We start from the raw sequence: 20,282 nt of genomic DNA, 5'->3' as shown, positions 1-20,282 counted from the left end.
GGTCTCGTTTGCATACCTCACCCAATTGAAAATAGCTATAATAACTGTAAGTTAATAGCTATTCGCTTAATTGAATATTTTTTTTACAGAACATCAATTTATTAAGTACATGATCGTAATTAAATATCACGCTTTGGGAGTGGTAAAAAGGTCAGTAGTCATTAGCAGCAAACCAAGGACTGAGAACCCATAACTACTGACTTTTTCCAAATTACCAGTTTTCAACAAAGTTACATTGAGTACCCCGCTTTGATTAGCGACTTTTGGTAAATTGCTAGCTTTTTACCTTATTTTTATTACCCAATTTTATCTGTAAATGATTGGCAATCGGTGACAACAATTCGCCATTCGCTATTAACAATTTAGCAGATTCACCAAAGTAGCGGCAATTTTATTTAATGGGAGTATCCAATCAACTGTTCCAGTTTCAATAGCGGCTCCCGGCATCCCAAAACACTCCGAAGATTCCCGATCTTGCGCGATCGCTATCCCGCCCATTTCTTTAATCGCTCTCACGCCGGTTGCACCATCGCTACCCGTCCCGGTGAGGACGACAGCGATCGCCCGTTCTTTAAAACTCGCCGCGACTGATTCAAATAATAGGTCAGCGGAGGGACGGACAAAATGCACCAGTTTGGTCTGGGTGAGGGAGAGGGTCGCGTCTGGGTCGATCAGTAGGTGATGATTAGGAGGAGCGATATAGATTGTCCCCGGACGCATTTGCTCTCCCACTTCTGCCTGCTTGACCGCTAGAGACGTGCGACGATTCAGGATTTCTGCGAGTAGGCTGGGGTGTTTGGGATCTAGGTGCTGTACGATGGCGATCGCTGCCGGAAAGTCTTCTGGCAAGGCAGAAAGCAACTCGCTGATAGCTTTTATCCCACCCGCAGACGCCGCCACTGCCACTACGGGAAAGGGCATCAAGGAGTGAGATTTTTCTTCTGTCTCTTGGTTCGATATTTCTTTTTTTCCGTTTTTCTTTTCTTCTACCTGTCTCCCGTTCTCCCGGTCTGCGTCCGTGTCTTTATCCCCATTGCCTAAAAGCAGTTGCCGAATCACAGTGGCGTTGTGCTGGGCTTGGTGCGCCTGCTCTTCAAAGCGTGCCGCCGATCGAGTTTGGTTGCGATCGCGTGCCCCTTGATGCATCCGACGGGACAAAGCGGCACGTTCTTCCAGTGCCCTAAACGCATTCCACAGTGCCGTCTCTAGTGCCTCAGATTGCTCTGCCAGCAGAGTCTCGGCGGAAAAGGCGTGACCCGTGCGGCAGCGGAACCGAATCAACTGACCGTCGCGCAGTTCCCACAGGGTACCCCCGCAATCTGGACAGCCAAAGCCTGAGGGAGTTCCGGGTCTATCATCTTTGTGTAGAGCCGCCATATCTAATTCCGCGATCTCGGATTCGATTTCTATCTCGTCAGTTACGGAGTCTTCTCCTTCCTCTACCACTGGCTCCTGAGCCAAGCTTACCAGGGTAGGAGCGATCGCTGACAAAGGCAAAATATAATCTACTTCTACGTTCTCAATGGCGCTGCGGGGCATTCCGGCAAACAAGGCGTCGTTGGGATCTTGAACCACTGCTACACCGCCTCGCTGCTTCACAGCTGCGAGTCCAGCCGTTCCGTCGTCGAGATTGCCTGAAAGCACCACACCCACCACGCGCCGCCCATAGAACTGCGCTGCCGTACGAAGCAGGGGATCGATGGCGGGTCTGTGACCGTTCTCCCTGGGACCGCGAGCCAGGTGAATGTATCCGCGTTTAACTAATAAGTGGTAATTTGGGGGTGCCACATAAATCCGCCCATGCTGAATTGCTTCACCGTCAGAAGGGTGACACGCTTTCAAGGAGCCGCAGCGGTTCAGAATACTTGGCATGACGCTGGTGCTGTGGGCAGGAAAGTGTATGACTACAAAGATTGCAGCTGGCAAGTCCGGCGGCAAAGCCTTCACCAGTTGAGTCAGCGCTTCTACCCCACCAGCAGAGGCACCGAGGACGATAATATCGTGACCAGGCATTTATTTTCTCAATGCAGCGGGTGAATTAGATTACCAAAGATAGCGAAGACCGAATCCTCACGACTCTCCCCAATCGAGCCAGTAGCTGAATCATCGCCGCATACGCTTCGAGATCCCGCATTGCTTACTCTAAGCTAACAGCTGTCACTCGTCATCAATCGTTGGCATGAAAGCAATAACTGAGTGTAGAGGTAGGTTTATCAGTAAAGTTATTACTCGCAGATAGCATCTCATACCAATTTACTTTTTTACCGCTACATTTTAGCTTCTATTGCCCCCCTTTTTAAGGGGAGTTGGGGGGAGCAAATGTGTCGCATCACAAAGCTCAAATACAAGACCTAACCCCCCAGCCCCCTTCCCTACGAGGGAAGGGGGAGCAAGCCCATTTAGAGATAAAAATCCAAAATCTGCGTAGGTTGGGTTGAGGAACGAAACCCAACAAATCAGGACTTACGCAACATCACCACATCTGGGGCAACCACACAGGGATTGAACCCGAAAAAACGCTATATGCATAAGCTTTGCGTAAGTCCTAAAATGCTTATGGGTGTTGGGTTTCGTTCCTCAACCCAACCTACAACTATTCGGTAGTGAACCGTATTGCCCCATCGCCAATCCCTATATCTTGATAAAGAACCGTCCCGACACAACTGACAGATGAAAACGAACTAAGCACTCACCCGGCGGGGAAATTCTACTTGGAAGGTAGATCCGTGACCTAAATGACTTTCCACTGATATTTTTCCATGCATTAATTGCACCAATGAGTGAGTGATGGCAAGTCCCAAACCCGTACCGGGATATCTTTTGGCGAGGGACTGATCGACTTGCCGAAATTCTTCAAAAATATGCTTTAAGTTTTCCTTGGCAATCCCAATTCCGGTATCTTGAACGGTGAGTACCAATTGATCCGGGGAAAGTTCTTGCACCTTCACGCACACGGTTCCGGCGTCGGTGAATTTAATGGCATTGGAGAGAAGATTCACCAAAATCTGCCGCACGCGGGCGCTCTCGTTGAATATCTGAGAGTTTTGTAAATCTGCCTGGACTTGCAGCTCCAAATGCTTTTCGGAAGCAAGCGATCGCAGTTCTTCTGCGGTTGTTCTCACCAGCACTGGCAGATTAAATTCTTCCGGTTTGAGTTCCAATCTTCCGGCTTCAATTTTGGAGAGGTCAAGGATGTCATTAATCAGCGTTAGCAGGTGTTTCCCATTGCTGAGAATGCGATCTACCATATCCAATTGCTGGGGACTGAGCTGATTTTGCCGCTGGCGCAACAGCAGTTGAGAAAAGCCGATCACGGCATTCATCGGCGTTCGCAGTTCGTGGGACATGGTGGCGAGAAACTGCGATTTCAACCGCGCGGCTTCCAGCAATTGCAGATTCTGAAGTTGAATCTGCGTGGAAAGATTTTCTAGTTCCTTGTTTTGCTGAGCCAAGATTTCGTTTTGTAAGGCTAAGCGTTCTTCGCGTTCCTCTAAAGCATTGATCAAACGGGCATTGTTAATAGCGATCGCTGCTTGTTCCCCCACCGCCGTCAGTAGATATCGGTCTTCCTCGTCAAACGCATGGGAATTTTCCCAATTGCCGATTGCCAGCACGCCCAACCGTCCAGCTTGCGCGGACTCAATCGCCACCACATAAAGCGAAGCAGGCAACTCTGAGGAGTTTACAGTGTCGGGTGTCGAGTGGAGGAAAGCGGCTTCTTCCCCTTCGATAAACTGGGAATTCCCTGTCAAAAATACCTGGGAAAGCAATCCTTCCCCCGAAGCAAAACCATCTTCCAGCCGCAATTTTTCCGTACCGATTCCCGCCGTCACCGTCAACACCAGGCGATCGCACTGGGGGTTTTGCAGCATGATAAAGCAAAACTGGGCACCTGCGATCGCATCGCAAACAGCTTGAACCATCACCCGTAACAAACCGGGTAAGTCACTCAGGCGCTGGTTCAGTAAATTCGTCAGCTGCTGGAGTGTCCGGAGTTGTTGCTGTTGTTCGCCCAGAATGATGATCGCCTTGCGTAAGTTCTCGCTCGCCGCCTGCGCCTCCCGGTACAATTTTCCATTTTCTACCGATAAGGCAGCGCGACGGGCAAGTTCCTCTGCCAGCGCCAAGTCCATTGCGTCGTAGCGGCGTTTTTCTTGAGTGGATACCAACAAAATTGCCCCCAGCGTCTGTCCGCGCACCAACAGCGGCACTACCATATAAGACTGAAAGCCGATCTCCCGAATCATTTGCAGATGTTCGGGACTGCGGGTCACAGCTACTAGCATTTCGTCGTCAATTTCATCGGCAAGTTTTGATTTGCCCGTGCGTAATACAACGCTGGCGGGGTGTTCTCCATTCGGGTCGGGGGGGAACAGATGCAGCATCTCCTGCACCAACTTCTCTTGAGTGGGGTTTCCATGAGCTGTTCCCAGCCGCTGAATTGAACCGTCTGCTGCCAGAATATCTACCATGCATAAATCGGCTAAGTGAGGCACTGCCAGTTGAGCCAGATTTTCCAAGGTAGTTTTGTAATCTAGGGAAGTAGAAAGGATACCACTGGCTTCTGCCAGGAATCGCTGGTTTTCTAATGCCCGCTTGCGCTCCGTAATGTCGCTAATAATTCCAGACATCCGGAAAGGCTTGCCGTTCCCATCTCGTTGCGCTTTGCCTCTAGCGATGCAGTAACGATAATGCCCAGAAGCGTGCAACAGCTGAAATTCCACATTACATTCAACTTGATGCTCCAGGTGAGCGCGGACTGCCTGGATGATGCGGTATCGATCTTCTGGATGCAAAAGTTGGCACAATGCCTGGTAATTGCCCACAAATTCTTCGTGGGACAAGCCGCTGATTTCAAAACAGCGGTCATTCCAATAAACTGTGTTAGTGGCGATATCCCAGTCCCAAATCCCGTCGTTCGATCCCTCTAGAACAAATCGATAGCGTTCTTCGCTTTCTTTGAGTAATTGGTTCGCCTCTGATGCCTGCCTTTCCGCTCGATAGAGGCGAATCGCATTGTACAGGCTGCGAGAGAGACTCTCTGGAGAGACTTTGCCTTTAGAAATATAGTCGGACGCTCCCGCTTTCATCAGTTCGACAGCGGTTTGCTCGTCTCCCTGACCCGTCAATACGACCAAGGGTATTTTAAACCCGGACGAGCGGATTTCCTGAACTAGGGTGAGTCCATCCCCGTCAGGCAGGCGATAGTCGAGGAAGACACAGTCAAAATTGTCGCTATGTAAAGTAGCGATCGCTCCTTGGCAGTCGCTGGCTTCCACCAATTCCATTTGTACGCCAGCCGTTTTGAGCGACCGGCGAACCGCCATCCGGTCTACTTCATCATCATCGACTACAAGTATTTTTAACTTTTCTTCCATAACTATTAAAGGAGGTAATTGGTAAAAAGTTTTAAGCGATTAATCGCGTCTGAGTTTTGAATTAAAACACTCTTTTCTAACTCAACACTCATAATCACTACCCATTACCCATTCTCCAAAATCAGGGCATCTCACTGAGCATCCAATATTGATTGAGTGTTGCCACTACCTCCACGAATTTAGCAAATGTTACGGGTTTGACAATATACCCCGCTACATTGAGATTGTAGGCTTCCACCTTGTCTTTGTCTTCATTGGAAGTCGTCAGTACAATCACTGGAATTGCTCTGAGTTCCGGGTCTGCCCGCAATTCCCGCAAAAATTCAATTCCACCCATTTTGGGCATATTTAAATCAAGTAAGACGAGCCGACGCTCTCGCGGCACCTTTGTTGAATCGTCAGTACCCCGCAACATAGCCAGTGCTTCTAGCCCATTGTTGGCGACATAAAAGGGATTTTGAATATTGTTTTTTTTGAACGCCCGTTGCACGGTCATCACATCAACTTCGTCGTCATCAACTAGCAAAAGGTTTGTCATCTTATCTCCCATGATTAAAAAAATTAGCAATTAGCGTTTTTTAATTCATTTTTTATCAATTATTCACTAGAAATACCAGACAAAAAGCTAATTGCTACTGATTGGTTGTTTGGGCCATGTAAAGTAGAAAGTTGACCCTTGATTGATTTGAGATTCTAGGCGAATGGTTCCTCCTTTGTTTTCGATAATTTTCTTAACAATGGCGAGTCCCACGCCGGTGTTTTCTACCTTATCTCGTGCCTCCAGAGTTTGAAACATGACAAAAATTTTTTCATGATATTGGGGAGCGATCCCACACCCATCATCTGCCACGGCAAATTCATAGAATGCTTCTTTATCTTGTACCGATATGGTCGCGTTTCCATCCGACCGAGGGTGGTGTTTGAGGCAGTTACCCAGCAGATTCGCAAACACCTGTTCTAGGGGCAAACGCTCGGTGAGGAAAGTAGGCATTCCGGGCTGGATGGTGATGGTGAAGGTGGGTGGAGGTGCAAGCGAGTTGACGATCTCTGAGAGTAAGGCGTCAACGTTCACAAGATCCACGATGGTCTTGACCCGCCCCACACGAGAATACTGCAAAAGACCGTTGATGAGAGCTTCCATCCGATGAACGCGCCCCCGCAGTAGATTCATATTCCGCTGGGTTTCCGGATTTAGCAAGTCGAGTAGGTCTTCTTCAATCCAAGTGGAGAGGTTAGCGATCGCTCTCAGGGGTGCCTTGAGATCGTGGGAGACAATATAAGCGAAGTGGTCGAGTTCGGCGTTACGTTTTTCTAAAGCGGCGTTGGTTTTGGCAAGGATGGTACTCAGACGGGCTAATTCCGCCGCGCGATCGCGCAAAGCTTCTTCGGCGATTTTTCGCTCGGTAATGTCAATACACGAGCCAATATAACCCGCAAAACTGCCATCCGCCAAAAATCGCGGCGTTCCCGTATCCAAAACCCAGCGATACTCCCCATCTGCCCGCAACAGACGGTACTCCATTTGGAAATTTTGGCGGACATGAAAAGCCGCCATATAAATATCCAAGCAGCGCTGTAAATCCTCTGGATGCACGCCTTCTGCCCAACCTTTGTCTAGTTCTTCCTCGAAGTTACGCCCCCGGAAGGTCAGCCAACGCTGATTGAAGAAATTACACCGTCCATCCGTACCTGCCACCCATAACAAGACGGGCGCACTATCTGCCATCGTGCGGAAGCGTTCTTCGCTCTCTCGCAATGCCGCCTCCGTGCGCTGACGCTCTGCGAGTTCTTGTTGAACCGTTTTAAACAAACCAGCGTTATCAACGGCTAAAGCGGCGCGACGGGCAAGTTCGCAAGCAAAGGTAAGGTCAGCTTGACCGTAATGACGACCCGACTCGGCTGAGGTAAAGGTAATTGCCCCCAAGGTGCGGGAGCGAGCTACCAAGGGCACCACCATTGCCGATGTAAAGCCTATCTTCCTCAAGATTTCCAGGTGTTCGGCGTCACGAGCCACCTGTACCAGTAGGGAGTCGGGAACCTCAGAGTATAATTCCGCCTGACCTGTGCGTAAAACGTTGGGAAGACCATAAGGTTCATGGGGATCGGGCGGGTAGCGCTCCTGCAATTTGTAAGCCCAATCTACCTTCGATGGGTCTTGATGGACAACTGCCAGTCGGCGAATCGTTTGATTTTCGTCCAGAATATCGATGGAACACCAGTCAGCCAGCTGAGGGACTGCCAGCTGAGCCAGGGTTTCCAAGGTAGTTTGATAGTCAAGAGAGCTAGTCAGGAGGGTTGTCGCTTCGCCCAAAAAGCGCTGTTGTTCGTCAATTTGCTGGCGAGCGCTAATGTCCGTACCCACCCCGATCGTCCGTACCGCGTTGCCGGTTTCGTCGCCAAAAACCTGACCTTTTCCAGAGATCCAGTGGGTGCTACTGTCAGGCCAAACGACGCGGAATTCCAGCTCAAAGTCAGTCTTCTGCTCCAGCGACTGAGCGATCGCCCTGTTTAAGGAATCCCGATCCTCCGGATGAACGAATTCTACGAAGGCGGCAAAGGTACCGGCAAAAGTTCCTGGAACAAGACCGTGCAGGCGTTCCAGGGTATCCGACCACGTCAGTTCGCCCGTGAGGATATTCCAGTCCCAGATCCCCATCTGTCCTGCCTTCAGGGACAATCGCAGTCGCTCTTCGCTCTTTTGCAGCGCTGCTTGCGTTTGCTGCCGACTGGTAACATCCAGAACCAGAGATAGCACTGACACCAAGTGACCCGATTCATCTAGCAAAGCCGAGTTGTACCACTCGCAGTAGACAATCGAGCCATCTTTTGTATAGTTACGGTTTTGGGAGACGCTGCGCGGTTCGCTGCCTTTGAGCAAGCGAGCGATCGCATCATTGACTACCGCTGCATCTTCGGCGCAGATAAATTGCCATTCCTGAGGATGTTTACCCGTTACTTCGGCGCTTCGCCATCCAAAGAGCGCTTCAGCTTCCCGCGACCACCTCACCACTCGAAAGTTGCTGTCCCACTCGATCAGTGCCAGGGGTGAGTTTTCCAGATGGAAGTTGAGTTTGTGCAGTTCATCTCCCGATGCCGTTGGAGTTGGCTGTAAGAAGCCGCGACCGCGTAGCATCTGCTCCCAGGAGCGATCGCGGCTTCGGTCTGGCGTTCTTAGAGACATTTGGAGATAATTGCTAACAGCACTGCCCAGCCTCGTTTCCAAAACGGAATCGCTTGAGCCTCCAGCTTCTGGATACTTCTTGGCTTGGGCGAAAGCCGCTAAAACAGCACTCCACAGACCCAGTTTCGTGCCACTATACCAGGTGCCAATCAATATGGCAGCAAAAAGGATTAGAAAAGGAGTTTCTTTTCCGCCAGTTAGAATGTTTAGAATCAGTTTAATTAGCAGTGCCAGTGTCACCGCTAATAGAGCGATACCGTAACGCATTAGCTGGGAGCCTACCACCGGCAAAAGTTTCATCCTTCTAAACACAAATTGCCATAAAAGCACTTCCTCAGTCATCAACCACTAGGAAGGTGATCGATTGTAAAGGGTTTTCGGCTGTGTTAAGGAGGATTTGCATCCAGTATTATAGAATCGCTCCAGAAAGTCCGCGCAATTCAGGTGTCGTAGCGATCGCGAAGCGTAGAAAAAGTCAGTTCGCGCACGAGTTTTCTGGAGTCTCTGTTTAGTAGAATCAACCCTGGCTTAGCATCAGCCATAGGAGCGATTAAACAGATTCGGCATCCACAATTTGCACGGTTACTCCATCGAACCTAGATTAAGGAATTATTGCTAAGGGTTCAATCCCAATAAAAAGGTTTAACCTTTGGTCAAAGTAAAAACAACTAATTCCAAGTCGCGTTCATAGCTTACCCAAAATAACAGAATAGAGTGTTGGGTTTCGTGTCAAGGAGCCAACCCAATACGGTAACAAAGGTAGGTTGGGTAGAGGCACGAAACCCAACAAATGCTTATGCGTGTTGGGTTTCGTGCCTCTACCCAACCTACAATTGAGATGATCTATCACGCCCATCTAAACTACCAAAGGTAACAGCATCCGTGCCCAGGGTCCAACCTACAAAGGTGACTTAACCGAAAAGTATTGCCGTATACCCCTACGCACTCAGAACTGATTTAGACCAGGTAAAGCGAAAGGTTGCTCCTTGACCTGCTTGAGATTCTACCCAGATGGTTCCACCTTGGGTTTCAACAATTTTTTTGACGAGGGTTAGACCAATGCCAGTGTTTTCGACGGTATCGCGGGCTTGTAAAGTCTCAAAGATGGCAAAAACTTTCTCGTGATATTCTGGGGCAATTCCCGGCCCGTTATCTGCTACAGCAAACTCATAGAAGTTGCCTTGGTCTTGAACAGATATCGTCACTTGTCCATCTGCTTGGTGATTGTGTTTAATCGCGTTGCTAATCAGATTGGCAAACACCTGTTGCAGGGGCAAGCGTTCGGTGCGTAGGGTAGGCATTCCAGGGTTGACGGCGATGGTGAAGGTGGGTGGCGGTGCGAGGGTGTCAATGACCTCTGCGAGTAGTTTTTCGACATCCACCAATTCCACAGACGCCTTGATTCGTCCAACGCGGGAATATTGAAGGACGCCATTGATCAGCGCTTCCATGCGATGGACGCGCGATCGCATTAAGTCCATATTGTGCCTGGTTTCTTCAGTCAGTTGGTTGGAGATGTCTTCTTCAATCCAATTGCAGAGATTGGCGATCGCTCTTAGGGGTGCTTTGAGGTCGTGGGAGACAATATAGGCAAACTGGTCGAGTTCTTGGTTGCGTTTCTCTAGGGAAATATTGGTTTGGGCAAGGATGGCGCTCAAACGGACTAATTCCCCCGCCCGCGATCGCAAATCTTCTTCTGCTTGTTTGCGTTTGGTGATGTCGCTGTTGATTTCCAGGGTAGCTAAGGGTTCACCCTCATCATCTGTCTGCAATGTCCATCGGCTAGAAACGCGAATCTGGGTACCGTCGCGCTTGGTGTCGAGCAGTTCGCCTTTCCAGTACCCGTCGTCAAGAAACTTTTCGTCGATTTCTTCGATATTTGGGGGAAATTCGGTTTTCAGGAGTTTGTGGGCATAGTGACCGAGGGCTTCTTTGTTCGTCCAGCCGTACAGCCGTTCTGCTCCCAGATTCCAATAAGTAATCCGATCGTAGCGATCGCGCACCAAAATCGCGTCATTTGCCAGATCCAGCAGCGTCGCTTGTTTTCGCAGCATTTCCTCAGATTGCTGGCGCTCCGTAATGTCACGCATAATCCCAATTAACAAGCGCTGATTGTAAGAGTGCATTTCGCTAAACGCTAACTCCATTGGGAACGTGGTGCCATTCTTGCGGCGTCCCACCGTTTCTTGCAGTCGTCGCATTTGCATGGGGTTTTTGCCGACAAAGTGGTTGAGAGTTTGGATGCTATTACCGCTGAACGGATGCGCTACCAATAGTTTCAGGTTCTTGCCGATCGCTTCGGCGGGTTCATACCCAAACATCAAGGCGGCAGCTTGATTAAAAGACTCAATATGACCCTGCTCGTTGATGGTGATAATCCCATCTACCACATTGTCCAAAATGGCGCGGATGCGAATATTAGTTTCGCGCAAACCCGTTTGTTGTCCCGCCAGTTCTCGATCGAGCTGATCGAACAGATACACTGCTGCCAGCGATCCCAGAAGACCAAGTGTTGCTGTAGCGCTGAGTACGCCAATCGTAATTCGCTGCTGGTGCTTTAATTCTCGGCTACGCTGGTCAAGCAGGCGAGTTTCCTCGGCGGAGAGCAGGGCAATTTGCCGACGAATGGCATCCATCGTGGTTTTGCCTTGAGACTCCAATCGGAAAGAGCCAGCGCTTCCCTGTTTGACGGCTCTTATCTTAGCCACATTCATGTTCATAATGCTGACTTTTTGCCATGCCAGCTTTTGAATCTGCTGGATTCGTTGCAGCTGTTGCGGCTTATCTTTGACGGAATTATCCAGTTCTTTGAGGAATTTAGGAAGGGTAGCGATCGCGGCGTTATAAGGTTCTAGATATTCCGGGCGATAAGTCAAGGCATAACCCCGAACCCCTGTTTCGGCATCCACTAGCGCTGTGAGCAAGCGATTGGCTTGGAATAGCACCTTCTGAGTTTTGTCAACATAATTTTGCGCCATTGCAGTACTGCGTTGCAGCCCAGCAAATACCACCACCGACGTTAAAAGACACATAATCGGGATGGCGATGATCAGGGCACCCCGCCGACGCACGGGAAGATCGGACCAGAGGAGGCGTAAGTATTGATTTCCAGAGGGAGCCATTGCGAGCGAAAGACTTTTAGCTTTTAGCTTAACTAACTTGGTCGCTGTTCCAGTGAAAGTGTAGATTTTGGCTGATAACGAGTTACTGTCTGTGTTGGGGTAGCGATCGCCCAACGCATGCCAAGTCCAAAGCTGACTCAATCCGCTTCACTGACAGGTACAGTCCTTGCGATCTTTGGTGCAACTTGGGCGTGCTGTCAATGCCTTGCTTCGGCTCTAGGGATTCCTTTAAAAAATCCCCAGCCAGGATGATTCTCATGCTGCCAACCCGGTATACTCATACCAGCGGTAGTTGAAATCTGTGCTGCTCGTGTTGCCATTGGCAAGTCAAAAATCTGAGATTCTGCTTTTTACCACATCTGGTGATTTCGATCAAGACATTTCCCCGGCTCAAGAGCCAACTGGCTCGATCGTGAGAAACCGCATTGTTTGACCTCCGCCAGCAAGGTAAAATCCTGATGAGTGCTAGTTTCTTGCAGTTATCAAGCGTACATTCGTACTAAAATTGACCAGTCGCCAAACTGTCATCAAAAAAGACTGCCACACTCAGGCTTAAGTTTATGGTTAAGTTTCCCAACTGCCCGCTTGTAAAAATATCACCTCAAAGAGAGGAGGAGGGTATAAATTACTAATACTACAACCCTCAAAGGATAGAATAAAATTGACGGCTGCAAAATCTTTAGGAAATCTTTATTTTTAGAAAGTCAATAGAATTGCAAAGTGTGGAAGTAGAAGATGAGTCAAATTCGCGTCGCTTTAATTGAAGACCACGACCTGACTAGGGTCGGCATCCGGACAGCGCTGCAACAGCGTGGAGAAATTGAATTTGTGGGCGAGGCTGCCAATGCCACTGAAGGTCTGAAATTACTGGAAACGACCAAGCCAGATGTGGCGATTGTCGATATTGGTCTGCCCGATATGGACGGAATTGAATTGACGAGGACGTTTAGGGAATGGCAGGCGGCTTCGGAGGATGGGGGTCACACCAAGATATTGGTGTTGACTTTACAGGATGACGAAGAAGCAGTACTGGCGGCATTTGCAGCGGGTGCAGATTCCTACTGCATGAAAAACATTAGTTTTGATAAGTTGCTGGAAGCGTTGCAAGTGACGCACGAAGGCAACGGCTGGATCGATCCAGCGATCGCCCGGGTTGTCTTGCAGCAGACTAGAGCTAGTCAGACAGGATTGGATCAAGCAACCGTATCCAAAACGGTGATTATCAATGCCACCGAACCGGAATACAGCCAGCTAATTGAAGCTTATCCGCTGACGGAACGGGAATTAGAAGTTTTGCAACTAATTGTCGAAGGGTGCAGCAATGCAGCGATCGCTGAAAAGCTCTACATCACTGTAGGAACCGTCAAAACCCACGTCCGGAATATTTTGAACAAGCTGTGTGCCGATGACCGCACCCAAGCGGCGGTGCGTGCCCTACGCTCTGGCTTAGTCGGATAAACACCGCTCTTCTGTGGAGCGGGCGATCGCTATGAGTTGACTTCTGCTTGACATCGGTGAACCCTCTGTAGCTGCCACAACAAAAGCAGCTATGCTCACCTCTGTATCCTGGCACTGGGATTTTACCCGCAGTCAGTTGATCGAGTAATAACCTTATTAACGGGCGTACCTCACAATGCCCTCAAAGCTGTTATTCTATCGAATCATCAATCAACAGCATCTCAAGAAATAAAAGCGATTACCGGAGTTTGATCCGGTTGGCGGTATCAAGGCAAGGGATGAGCGGTGAAATTCCCCTCAAGCTGTCGATGATCTAATTAAGCGGGAAGCGGAGTGGGCCGATGAGTCAGGCAGAAGGGAGCAAACTCAAACTGATGGTGGTTGATGACGAGCATGACAACCTAGATTTACTCTATCGGACATTTCGGCGAGATTTTCGCGTCTTCAAAGCCGACAGTGCCTTCAGCGCCATCCAAGTTTTGGACACGGAAGGGGAAATGGCTGTAATTATTTCCGACCAGCGCATGCCCCAAATGAATGGAACCGAATTCTTAAGTAAAACAGTTGAGCGCTTTCCCGATACCATTCGGATTCTCCTAACCGGCTACACTGATGTCGAAGATTTGGTGGATGCGATTAACTCCGGTCAGGTGTTCAAATACATCACCAAACCCTGGAACCCGGAGAACCTGAAAGCAGTGGTTCAACAAGCCTCGGAAACTTACCGAGTGCTAAAGCAAAGGACGAACGAACTGCGCCGCGCCTTGCGCCGAGAAGAACTCTTCAATGCAGTGACAACGGCAATTCGGGAGTCGCTGGATTACCAGAGTATGCTGCAAACAGTTGCCAATACCATTGGTCAAGCTTTTGAGGCTAGCTGTTGCATTTTGCGACCCGTGGAGAGCGATCGCTTGACAAGCGAAGTTTTTTTCTACCCAGATCCCAATGCCCAAGCCGAGAATCCGGAACCCCCATTGCCCCAACACGACTCAGACTCTTTACTGCAAGCAGCCCTGGAAAGTCGTAAGATCCAACTCGCTCAAGGCGAACAAGGGGGAACAAGCTACACTCAGTTGGGGGTGCCGCTGATCTTCCAGCAGCAGGTGCTATCGGTTCTCTGCCTCTATCAAGAAAATAGCGATCGCCTCTGGGCACCCGAAGAAGTTCAGCTGATAGAAGGCGTCGCCGAACAAGCCGCTTTGGCACTTTCTCAGGCGAAACTCTACCAGCGCACGCAGCAGCAGGCTCAGCAAATGCGTGCCGAACTAGAAGTTGCTCGTCAAATTCAAAACAACCTCCTCCGCCAAAGTTGGCCTGAAGTAGACGGGATGCAGGTGCAAGCCTGCTGCGTCGCCGCCAGAGAAGTAGGGGGTGATTTTTTTGAAGTGTACGTCCATCCCCAAGGCGATGTTTGGATAGGAGTCGGAGATGTCTCTGGTAAAGGCGTCCCAGCGGCTCTATTTATGGCAAGTGCAATTTCGATTCTGCGTCGGGAACTAGCTCAGGAAATTTCTCCGGAGCCAGATGTCGTCATGCGGAATCTTAACAGCATTATGTCCAACGATCTAGTCAGTACCAACTGCTTTATCACGATGGTGCTGGCTCGTTATACCCCAGCCACTCAAGAGCTAGTGTATGCCAACGCCGGTCACATCTATCCCTTAGTCTGGTCGAATCGGGAAGTCGTGCAACAAAGAGCGGCACCTACTTCAGACTCGGCGCTGGAACCGAATTTTCTCAAGACTCGCGGCATCCCTTTGGGGATTTTACCCATCTGGAAAGCCAAGCAGGGGCAACTGACCTTAAATTCAGGTGAAATTCTGCTACTGACGAGTGACGGGATTACCGAGGCGACTGTCACCCAAGAAAGTAGCCTTCGGTATACTGCTTCGCAAATCGCGCCGACGGCAGAGGGTAACACTGGCAGCTTTGAAGGTACGAGTAGTATGCTGACACAAGATGGGCTTTGGAAACTCGTATGCCTTGAGCCAGTGCCTTTCGATTTGACTAACTTACTAGCGCGGATTCGAGAACACACCAATAACGTTCAGGAAGACGACCAAACCATACTCTCTCTGGAGGTTCTTTAAGTACATGAAAACGGAGCTGCACGTACCAAGTGATTTGAAGTTTTTAACAATTGTTGAAAGCTGGCTTCTGGGATGTTTGGAAGTCGAACTGACCGACTCGGTGGATTGGCCTCGTCAATCGAATCGCTTGCGATTGGCTTTGGTGGAAGCATACTCGAACGTGGTGCGTCATGCTCATAAGGAGCAACCAAATTTGCCCGTGCTAATTCGCCTAGAGTTAAAAAATCGGGATATTGCTCTAGAAATTTGGGATCACGGTCAGGGATTTGACTTATCAACTTATCTCCCGCCCAACCCTGATGATAAACAGGAAAGCGGTTATGGGTGGCTGATTATGAACAGGTTAATGGATCGGGTAGAGTATCGCTTACAAGTAAACGGTCGCAACTGTTTGAAGTTAGAAGCGAGTTTGCCAGAAGCCACAAAAGCATAGCACGTTGGGATTGATGGTCTTTTATCCCATCAGGGTGCCCAAAAGTTAGATTCATCAGTCTTCAATAGAGCTTTCCCGATTAAGCTAGATAGCCTGGGTTTCTCAACTGTTACAGGCAATTCAGCTAGGCTAGCCTGGGCGATCTGGAGTTAATATTAATAATTTCAAACACAAATTATTAATAAGTAGACGGACTTAATTATTTGTAGGATGGGTAGAGGGTAAGATTTGTAGCTTGGGTAGAGCTTAAAGGCTCAACCCAACGCCTCCCTTGTTTTGGTTGGGTTACTCTCCCTTGAAGGCTAAAGCCTTACGGCATGAACGCGCCTACGTTCCCAAGGTTCAACCTACATAAAATTTTTAGTTTAATTAGGTCTACCTACTTAATTACTAATAATAATTGATTAAAACAAATTTGAATTAAATATTTGATTAGGTAGATATTTTTTAAACGAACTGCCAAAGACAAGCGAAAAAGAGAAAGAAGAGGATTTTATAGCAATCATTTTCATGAATAATTTAGGATTGCTATAAAAATCCTAAAAGGATTGCTATATTACCGATTATCCATTACCTAAGCCAAGCGATCGCAGTTCAAATCGATTGTTATATAGCAGTCCAAAATGATTCTTGAAGTCGAGATCCCCGACTTCTCCAAGAAGTCGAGATCCCCGACTTCTCCAAGAAGTCGGGGATCTGAAGGGCTAGATAGCGTCAAGGGAAATTCAATTCCAGAACCAAGTTCTAATGCTGCTCTCATGTTGCTTTAAGATTTTAGCTAAATACAATCACCATAATAAAGTCTTGATGGCGTGGTGATGTTTCGCTAAGTCAGCTTACCTAAAAATTGGAAAAAAACTATGAATTGGAAAGTATTTTGCGCGATCGCTAGTTTGACCCTGACTGCTAGCCTAACTGCTTGTTCCAGCACTCCTGCCAGCAACAATCAGGCTGCTCCTGGTGCTTCTCCTGCTGCCGATAGCAGTCAGCCTGGTGATGCCATGATGAAAAAAGATGGCGATGCCATGATGAAAAAAGATGACGCCATGATGAAAAAAGATGGCGATGCCATGATGAAAAAAGATGACGCCATGATGAAAAAAGATGGCGATGCCATGATGAAAGAAGGTAAAGCCATGATGAATAAAGGCAACGCCATGCTAAAAACCGATACCAACGCCATGATGAAAAAAGAAAGCGAAGGCATGGTGAAAAAAGGTGAGGGCATGATGAAAAAAGGTGAGGGCATGATGAAAAATGATGCTGCCATGCTCAAACAGGGTGACGCGATGATCAAACAAGGTGATGCGATGATGCAAGCATCCAAGACCAGCAAGCCCTAGTAGCACTCTACCCATTTTTTCCAATAGTAACTAGGGGAGAGTGTTTGATGGACAAGAACTTGCTACGGCGACGCCAGTTACTTTGGTATTTTGGGTTGGGAGTTGTGGGAGCGGGTTTAGCAACGACAACCCTCAAAAGTTCCAGAAAAACCGATACCTCTACCTTGTTGACTTCTACGAGAAGCGCTGCGTCAACTCCCGATGCTGTTGCTGCCTTACCTACAGCGGATAAGGCTTTACCTGAGTTTCAGGGAATTAGTCAGTGGATTAATTCTGATCCTGTGAAAACTTCAGACCTCAAAGGCAAAGTTGTGCTGGTGCAGTTCTGGACTTTTGCTTGCATCAACTGCCAGCGCACCCTACCGTATATTACCCGTTGGCATCAGGAATATGCAGCTCAAGGACTCAAGGTAATTGGCATTCATACGCCTGAGTTTCCCTTTGAACGGGATGCAAACAATGTCAAAAGAGCGCTAAAGCAACACAAAATCGCTTATCCGGTTCCCCTAGATAACGAGTTCAAAACCTGGAACGCTTACAACAACCAATATTGGCCTCACCTATTTTTGGCAGATCGTCAGGGTTTTGGGCGCTACGACCATATTGGGGAAGGCGCTTATGAGGAAACTGAACAGACTATTCGCCAACTATTAGGGTAGATCGATGAGTGTTTCTACCCTATCGATTGGTCTTGCCTTGCTGGGGGGAATTTTGACCGTGCTTTCACCCTGCGTGTTGCCGATTCTGCCAGTGCTGTTGGGGCGATCGCTCTTTTCACATCGCTACGGTCCCGTTGCTTTAATGGCTGGATTGATAGCGGGTTTTGCGGTAGCGGGTAGTTTACTGGGGGTGACGGCAAGCTGGTTTGCCGGATTAGCTAGCGTACTACGCAATGTAGCGATCGCTTTACTCCTAGTCATGGGTGTGCTATCTATTTTCCCCCAATGGAGTTACCGCCTGTTTGCTTACTTACATCTGGGCAATTGGATGCCAGAACCCGCACGGGTAGGATTATTCGGAGAATTCTGGCTGGGAACCCAGTTGGGTCTGCTTTGGACTCCCTGTGCGGGACCAGTTCTGGCTAGTATTCTAGTTTTGGCGGCTGTCAAACATCAGGTTGCAGGTTCCTTTGCGATGCTGGTTGCCTATGGTGTAGGGGCGGCGTTACCGCTGCTGGCGATCGCTTACGGAGGTCGCTATCTCAGCCGCAAATTGCTAAGCTTACGCTCCTATAGTACAGTTTTGCAGCGAGTGGGTGGCGTATTGGTGGCAGCGGGTGCGATCGCTATTCTCCTTGGTTGGGATGTACAGGTACAGCTTTGGCTAGCCCCTCTATTTCCACCTCTACCCCTATAAAATCATTCAAAAAATCCTAACTGATTAATATCTATGACTTCTTCTACTCCCGCCCGAACTCCAACTCGTCGCCTACCAAATCAAGCAATTCTTGCCAAGATATTTCATTGGATTAATATCATTAGCTTGCTATTCATGATTACCAGCGGACTCCAAATTTACAATGCGAATCCAGTTTTTGGTGGACGTAGTGGTTGGCATTTTCCGCCTTTGTTTGTACTAGGTGGTTGGCTAGGTGGAGGTAGACATTGGCATTTTGCTGCCATGTGGCTATTTGCGTTAAATTTGCTTTGGTATGGATTATATATTTTTATCACCAAGCGTTGGAAGCGTCGATTTATTGGTTCCAATGACCTGAAAGCGCTGCAAGTAAGTCAGAACCCAAAACGCCAGACTTATGCATGGCATCGATTAGTTTATACTGCTATTATTCCTATCTTACTGCTTGCCATACTGAGCGGTCTTGGGATGTATAAGCCAGCACAATTTCATTGGATTGTTGATATATTTGGTAGTTGGCAGGCACTGCGGGTAGTTCACTTTATGACAGTACCGACGGTGGTGATTTTTGCGATCGCCCACTCCTTACTGGGGCTAAAAGTAGGAGGTTCCCGTCTGCTCGAATCAATGTTTTGGTAAAGTATTTTATGCATCCGATTCAAGTTCCCCGTCGCCTATTAACCCGCCGCCAACTGATTCAGTTATCTGGAATTTCTGGCATGGGTTTACTTCTGAGTAGTTGCGGTTCAAGTCTTTTTGAAGACATCGCCGGTAAAACCTTTGAACCCCTCAACCAAAGTGTTGAAACTTTACTATTAAACCCTCAAAAGCCTGTTCCTGAATTTCCTGCCAGTGCAATTCAGCCAGATGCGCTGCTAATCAATACGTTTGACTTAACCCCACAAATTGACCCGGAAAAGTTTAGTTTAACGATTGACGGTGATGTTAACAACCCGCTGCAATTAAGCATGGCAGATATTCAAAAAATGCCCCTAACTTCGATGACAATTCGCCATATTTGCGTCGAGGGTTGGGCGGCAATTGTACAATGGGGTGGTATACGCTTGCAGGATTTAGTGGCTTTGGTGCAACCGAAAGCAAATGTCCGCTACGTTTACTTTAAGTCTGCTGATGGCTACTACGAAAGCTGGGATATTGCTTCAGCCCTGCATCCCCAAACCTTAATGGCTTATCAAAAAAATGGTCAACCTTTATCAGTTGATAATGGTGCGCCTCTACGGTTGGCTTCACCAATTAAACTTGGCTACAAGCAGAGTAAGTGGGTGACTCACATTATGCTAGTCAGCAATTTGTCACCCGCTAAGGGTTATTGGGAAGACCAAGGTTATGAGTGGTTTGGGGGGCTGTAGGCAAGCTTGATTATTTTAAAAGGCTTAGCGTCGTAAATTTAGTAACTCTTGAGGAGATGCCAAAAGTTTGATTTTGGTGTAGACAATTTCCTGCTTTTGGTTGAGGATAAATATCCAAGAGACATTGACTCCAAAAACGGGAGTCTGGACTTTACCGCTAACCTGAATCTGCGTGTCACCATCCTCTAAAGTTGCGCTAATTCCTTCACGGGGAGAGAGAGTCATTCCCTTGGCTTCTGCTTGCAGGTAGGATGCGATCGCATCATGCCCCACAATGGGCGACTCAAACGGGGGATTCATTGCCCCATCCTCTGCAAACAAAGCAGCAGTTGCCTCAAAGTCGCCTGCATTCATCGTTTCAAAATAGCGTAGCACGACAGGCTCTGTTATTCCGGCAATTGTCAGCTCGGTGGTGGATTCAGATTCGGAAGTTAAAAGTAGGTCGTCAGCTGGTGTCATGGCATTTCCGGCAAATCACACCGATCAATATTAAACAAAAAAGCAGGTTTACACCTGCGCTTATGGAGGGATTCTTCAGAAATTTCCCGGTT

Annotated in this window: 16 protein-coding genes; 8 read left to right on the top strand and 8 right to left on the bottom strand. The window is 48.4% G+C overall.

Annotation, left to right across the window (positions count from 1 at the left end; all coding sequences use genetic code 11):
• Nucleotides 1-354 precede the first annotated feature (354 nt).
• The 6 genes from AC2VDX_RS20010 to AC2VDX_RS19985 all read right to left on the bottom strand — a co-directional run bounded on the left by AC2VDX_RS20010 (nucleotide 355) and on the right by AC2VDX_RS19985 (nucleotide 11,940).
• Complete coding sequence (locus AC2VDX_RS20010) at nucleotides 355-2,013, bottom strand: chemotaxis protein CheB (RefSeq protein ID WP_378184875.1); 1,659 nt, start codon at nucleotides 2,011-2,013, stop codon at nucleotides 355-357.
• Nucleotides 2,014-2,681: 668 nt separating this feature from the next.
• On the bottom strand, nucleotides 2,682-5,378 hold the full coding sequence (locus tag AC2VDX_RS20005) for an ATP-binding protein (RefSeq protein ID WP_378184877.1): 2,697 nt from the start codon (nucleotides 5,376-5,378) through the stop codon (nucleotides 2,682-2,684).
• A 121-nt stretch (nucleotides 5,379-5,499) separates the two neighbouring features.
• Complete coding sequence (locus AC2VDX_RS20000; protein WP_378184879.1) at nucleotides 5,500-5,928, bottom strand: response regulator; 429 nt, start codon at nucleotides 5,926-5,928, stop codon at nucleotides 5,500-5,502.
• A 75-nt stretch (nucleotides 5,929-6,003) separates the two neighbouring features.
• A complete protein-coding gene (locus AC2VDX_RS19995) occupies nucleotides 6,004-8,859 on the bottom strand; it encodes a PAS domain-containing sensor histidine kinase (RefSeq protein ID WP_378184881.1) in 2,856 nt (951 codons plus the stop codon).
• 638 nt (nucleotides 8,860-9,497) lie between these two features.
• A complete protein-coding gene (locus AC2VDX_RS19990; RefSeq protein WP_378184883.1) occupies nucleotides 9,498-11,681 on the bottom strand; it encodes a PAS domain S-box protein in 2,184 nt (727 codons plus the stop codon).
• 82 nt (nucleotides 11,682-11,763) lie between these two features.
• The gene (locus AC2VDX_RS19985) at nucleotides 11,764-11,940 is read right to left on the bottom strand and encodes a hypothetical protein (RefSeq protein WP_378184885.1); all 177 of its coding nucleotides are present in this window, start codon (nucleotides 11,938-11,940) and stop codon (nucleotides 11,764-11,766) included.
• A gap of 476 nt (nucleotides 11,941-12,416) precedes the next feature.
• Here AC2VDX_RS19985 and AC2VDX_RS19980 point away from each other — a divergent pair, with 476 nt between their 5' ends.
• The 3 genes from AC2VDX_RS19980 (at nucleotide 12,417) to AC2VDX_RS19970 (ending at nucleotide 15,662) form a co-directional block, all read left to right on the top strand.
• Nucleotides 12,417-13,139: a response regulator transcription factor gene (locus AC2VDX_RS19980; RefSeq protein WP_378184887.1), complete on the top strand. Its 723-nt coding sequence runs from the start codon at nucleotides 12,417-12,419 to the stop codon at nucleotides 13,137-13,139.
• A 341-nt stretch (nucleotides 13,140-13,480) separates the two neighbouring features.
• Entirely contained in the window at nucleotides 13,481-15,229 is a 1,749-nt protein-coding gene (locus tag AC2VDX_RS19975) for a SpoIIE family protein phosphatase (protein WP_378184889.1), read from the top strand.
• A gap of 4 nt (nucleotides 15,230-15,233) precedes the next feature.
• Nucleotides 15,234-15,662 (top strand): ATP-binding protein, encoded by a 429-nt coding sequence (locus AC2VDX_RS19970; protein WP_378184891.1) that lies wholly within the window; start codon nucleotides 15,234-15,236, stop codon nucleotides 15,660-15,662.
• Nucleotides 15,663-16,236: 574 nt separating this feature from the next.
• Here AC2VDX_RS19970 and AC2VDX_RS19965 read toward each other — a convergent pair.
• Entirely contained in the window at nucleotides 16,237-16,422 is a 186-nt protein-coding gene (locus AC2VDX_RS19965) for a hypothetical protein (RefSeq protein ID WP_378184893.1), read from the bottom strand.
• A gap of 100 nt (nucleotides 16,423-16,522) precedes the next feature.
• Here AC2VDX_RS19965 and AC2VDX_RS19960 point away from each other — a divergent pair, with 100 nt between their 5' ends.
• From AC2VDX_RS19960 to AC2VDX_RS19940, 5 genes are read left to right on the top strand one after another with little or no spacing between them, the layout of a single operon-like run.
• Complete coding sequence (locus AC2VDX_RS19960) at nucleotides 16,523-17,005, top strand: hypothetical protein (RefSeq protein ID WP_378184896.1); 483 nt, start codon at nucleotides 16,523-16,525, stop codon at nucleotides 17,003-17,005.
• Between the two features lie 47 nt (nucleotides 17,006-17,052).
• Nucleotides 17,053-17,664, top strand: coding sequence for a thioredoxin family protein (locus tag AC2VDX_RS19955; RefSeq protein WP_378184898.1), 612 nt, complete (start codon nucleotides 17,053-17,055; stop codon nucleotides 17,662-17,664).
• Between the two features lie 4 nt (nucleotides 17,665-17,668).
• Nucleotides 17,669-18,361, top strand: coding sequence for a cytochrome c biogenesis CcdA family protein (locus tag AC2VDX_RS19950; protein WP_378184901.1), 693 nt, complete (start codon nucleotides 17,669-17,671; stop codon nucleotides 18,359-18,361).
• Between the two features lie 33 nt (nucleotides 18,362-18,394).
• Nucleotides 18,395-19,000 carry a cytochrome b/b6 domain-containing protein gene (locus AC2VDX_RS19945; RefSeq protein ID WP_378184903.1) on the top strand — a complete coding sequence of 202 codons (606 nt, stop codon included), beginning with the start codon at nucleotides 18,395-18,397 and terminating at the stop codon, nucleotides 18,998-19,000.
• 8 nt (nucleotides 19,001-19,008) lie between these two features.
• Complete coding sequence (locus AC2VDX_RS19940; RefSeq protein ID WP_378184905.1) at nucleotides 19,009-19,731, top strand: molybdopterin-dependent oxidoreductase; 723 nt, start codon at nucleotides 19,009-19,011, stop codon at nucleotides 19,729-19,731.
• Between the two features lie 24 nt (nucleotides 19,732-19,755).
• Here AC2VDX_RS19940 and AC2VDX_RS19935 read toward each other — a convergent pair whose 3' ends face one another.
• Nucleotides 19,756-20,190 carry a ketosteroid isomerase family protein gene (locus AC2VDX_RS19935; RefSeq protein WP_378184907.1) on the bottom strand — a complete coding sequence of 145 codons (435 nt, stop codon included), beginning with the start codon at nucleotides 20,188-20,190 and terminating at the stop codon, nucleotides 19,756-19,758.
• Nucleotides 20,191-20,282: the final 92 nt, after the last annotated feature.

Source organism: Coleofasciculus sp. H7-1 (assembly GCF_057473865.1).
Note: the sequence above shows the minus strand (reverse complement) of the source record. Positions and strands in the feature narration are given on the sequence as shown.

What these genes read in the sequence shown, in the direction of transcription:
- AC2VDX_RS19960 (WP_378184896.1), top strand. Translation starts at nt 16,523, where the DNA reads ATGAATTGGAAAGTATTTTGCGCGATCGCTAGTTTGACCCTGACTGCT.
- AC2VDX_RS19965 (WP_378184893.1), bottom strand. Translation starts at nt 16,422, where the DNA reads ATGAGAGCAGCATTAGAACTTGGTTCTGGAATTGAATTTCCCTTGACG.
- AC2VDX_RS19975 (WP_378184889.1), top strand. Translation starts at nt 13,481, where the DNA reads ATGAGTCAGGCAGAAGGGAGCAAACTCAAACTGATGGTGGTTGATGAC.
- AC2VDX_RS19990 (WP_378184883.1), bottom strand. Translation starts at nt 11,681, where the DNA reads ATGGCTCCCTCTGGAAATCAATACTTACGCCTCCTCTGGTCCGATCTT.
- AC2VDX_RS19980 (WP_378184887.1), top strand. Translation starts at nt 12,417, where the DNA reads ATGAGTCAAATTCGCGTCGCTTTAATTGAAGACCACGACCTGACTAGG.
- AC2VDX_RS19955 (WP_378184898.1), top strand. Translation starts at nt 17,053, where the DNA reads ATGGACAAGAACTTGCTACGGCGACGCCAGTTACTTTGGTATTTTGGG.
- AC2VDX_RS19985 (WP_378184885.1), bottom strand. Translation starts at nt 11,940, where the DNA reads ATGAGAATCATCCTGGCTGGGGATTTTTTAAAGGAATCCCTAGAGCCG.
- AC2VDX_RS19935 (WP_378184907.1), bottom strand. Translation starts at nt 20,190, where the DNA reads ATGACACCAGCTGACGACCTACTTTTAACTTCCGAATCTGAATCCACC.
- AC2VDX_RS20000 (WP_378184879.1), bottom strand. Translation starts at nt 5,928, where the DNA reads ATGGGAGATAAGATGACAAACCTTTTGCTAGTTGATGACGACGAAGTT.
- AC2VDX_RS20005 (WP_378184877.1), bottom strand. Translation starts at nt 5,378, where the DNA reads ATGGAAGAAAAGTTAAAAATACTTGTAGTCGATGATGATGAAGTAGAC.
- AC2VDX_RS19940 (WP_378184905.1), top strand. Translation starts at nt 19,009, where the DNA reads ATGCATCCGATTCAAGTTCCCCGTCGCCTATTAACCCGCCGCCAACTG.
- AC2VDX_RS20010 (WP_378184875.1), bottom strand. Translation starts at nt 2,013, where the DNA reads ATGCCTGGTCACGATATTATCGTCCTCGGTGCCTCTGCTGGTGGGGTA.
- AC2VDX_RS19995 (WP_378184881.1), bottom strand. Translation starts at nt 8,859, where the DNA reads ATGAAACTTTTGCCGGTGGTAGGCTCCCAGCTAATGCGTTACGGTATC.
- AC2VDX_RS19945 (WP_378184903.1), top strand. Translation starts at nt 18,395, where the DNA reads ATGACTTCTTCTACTCCCGCCCGAACTCCAACTCGTCGCCTACCAAAT.
- AC2VDX_RS19950 (WP_378184901.1), top strand. Translation starts at nt 17,669, where the DNA reads ATGAGTGTTTCTACCCTATCGATTGGTCTTGCCTTGCTGGGGGGAATT.
- AC2VDX_RS19970 (WP_378184891.1), top strand. Translation starts at nt 15,234, where the DNA reads ATGAAAACGGAGCTGCACGTACCAAGTGATTTGAAGTTTTTAACAATT.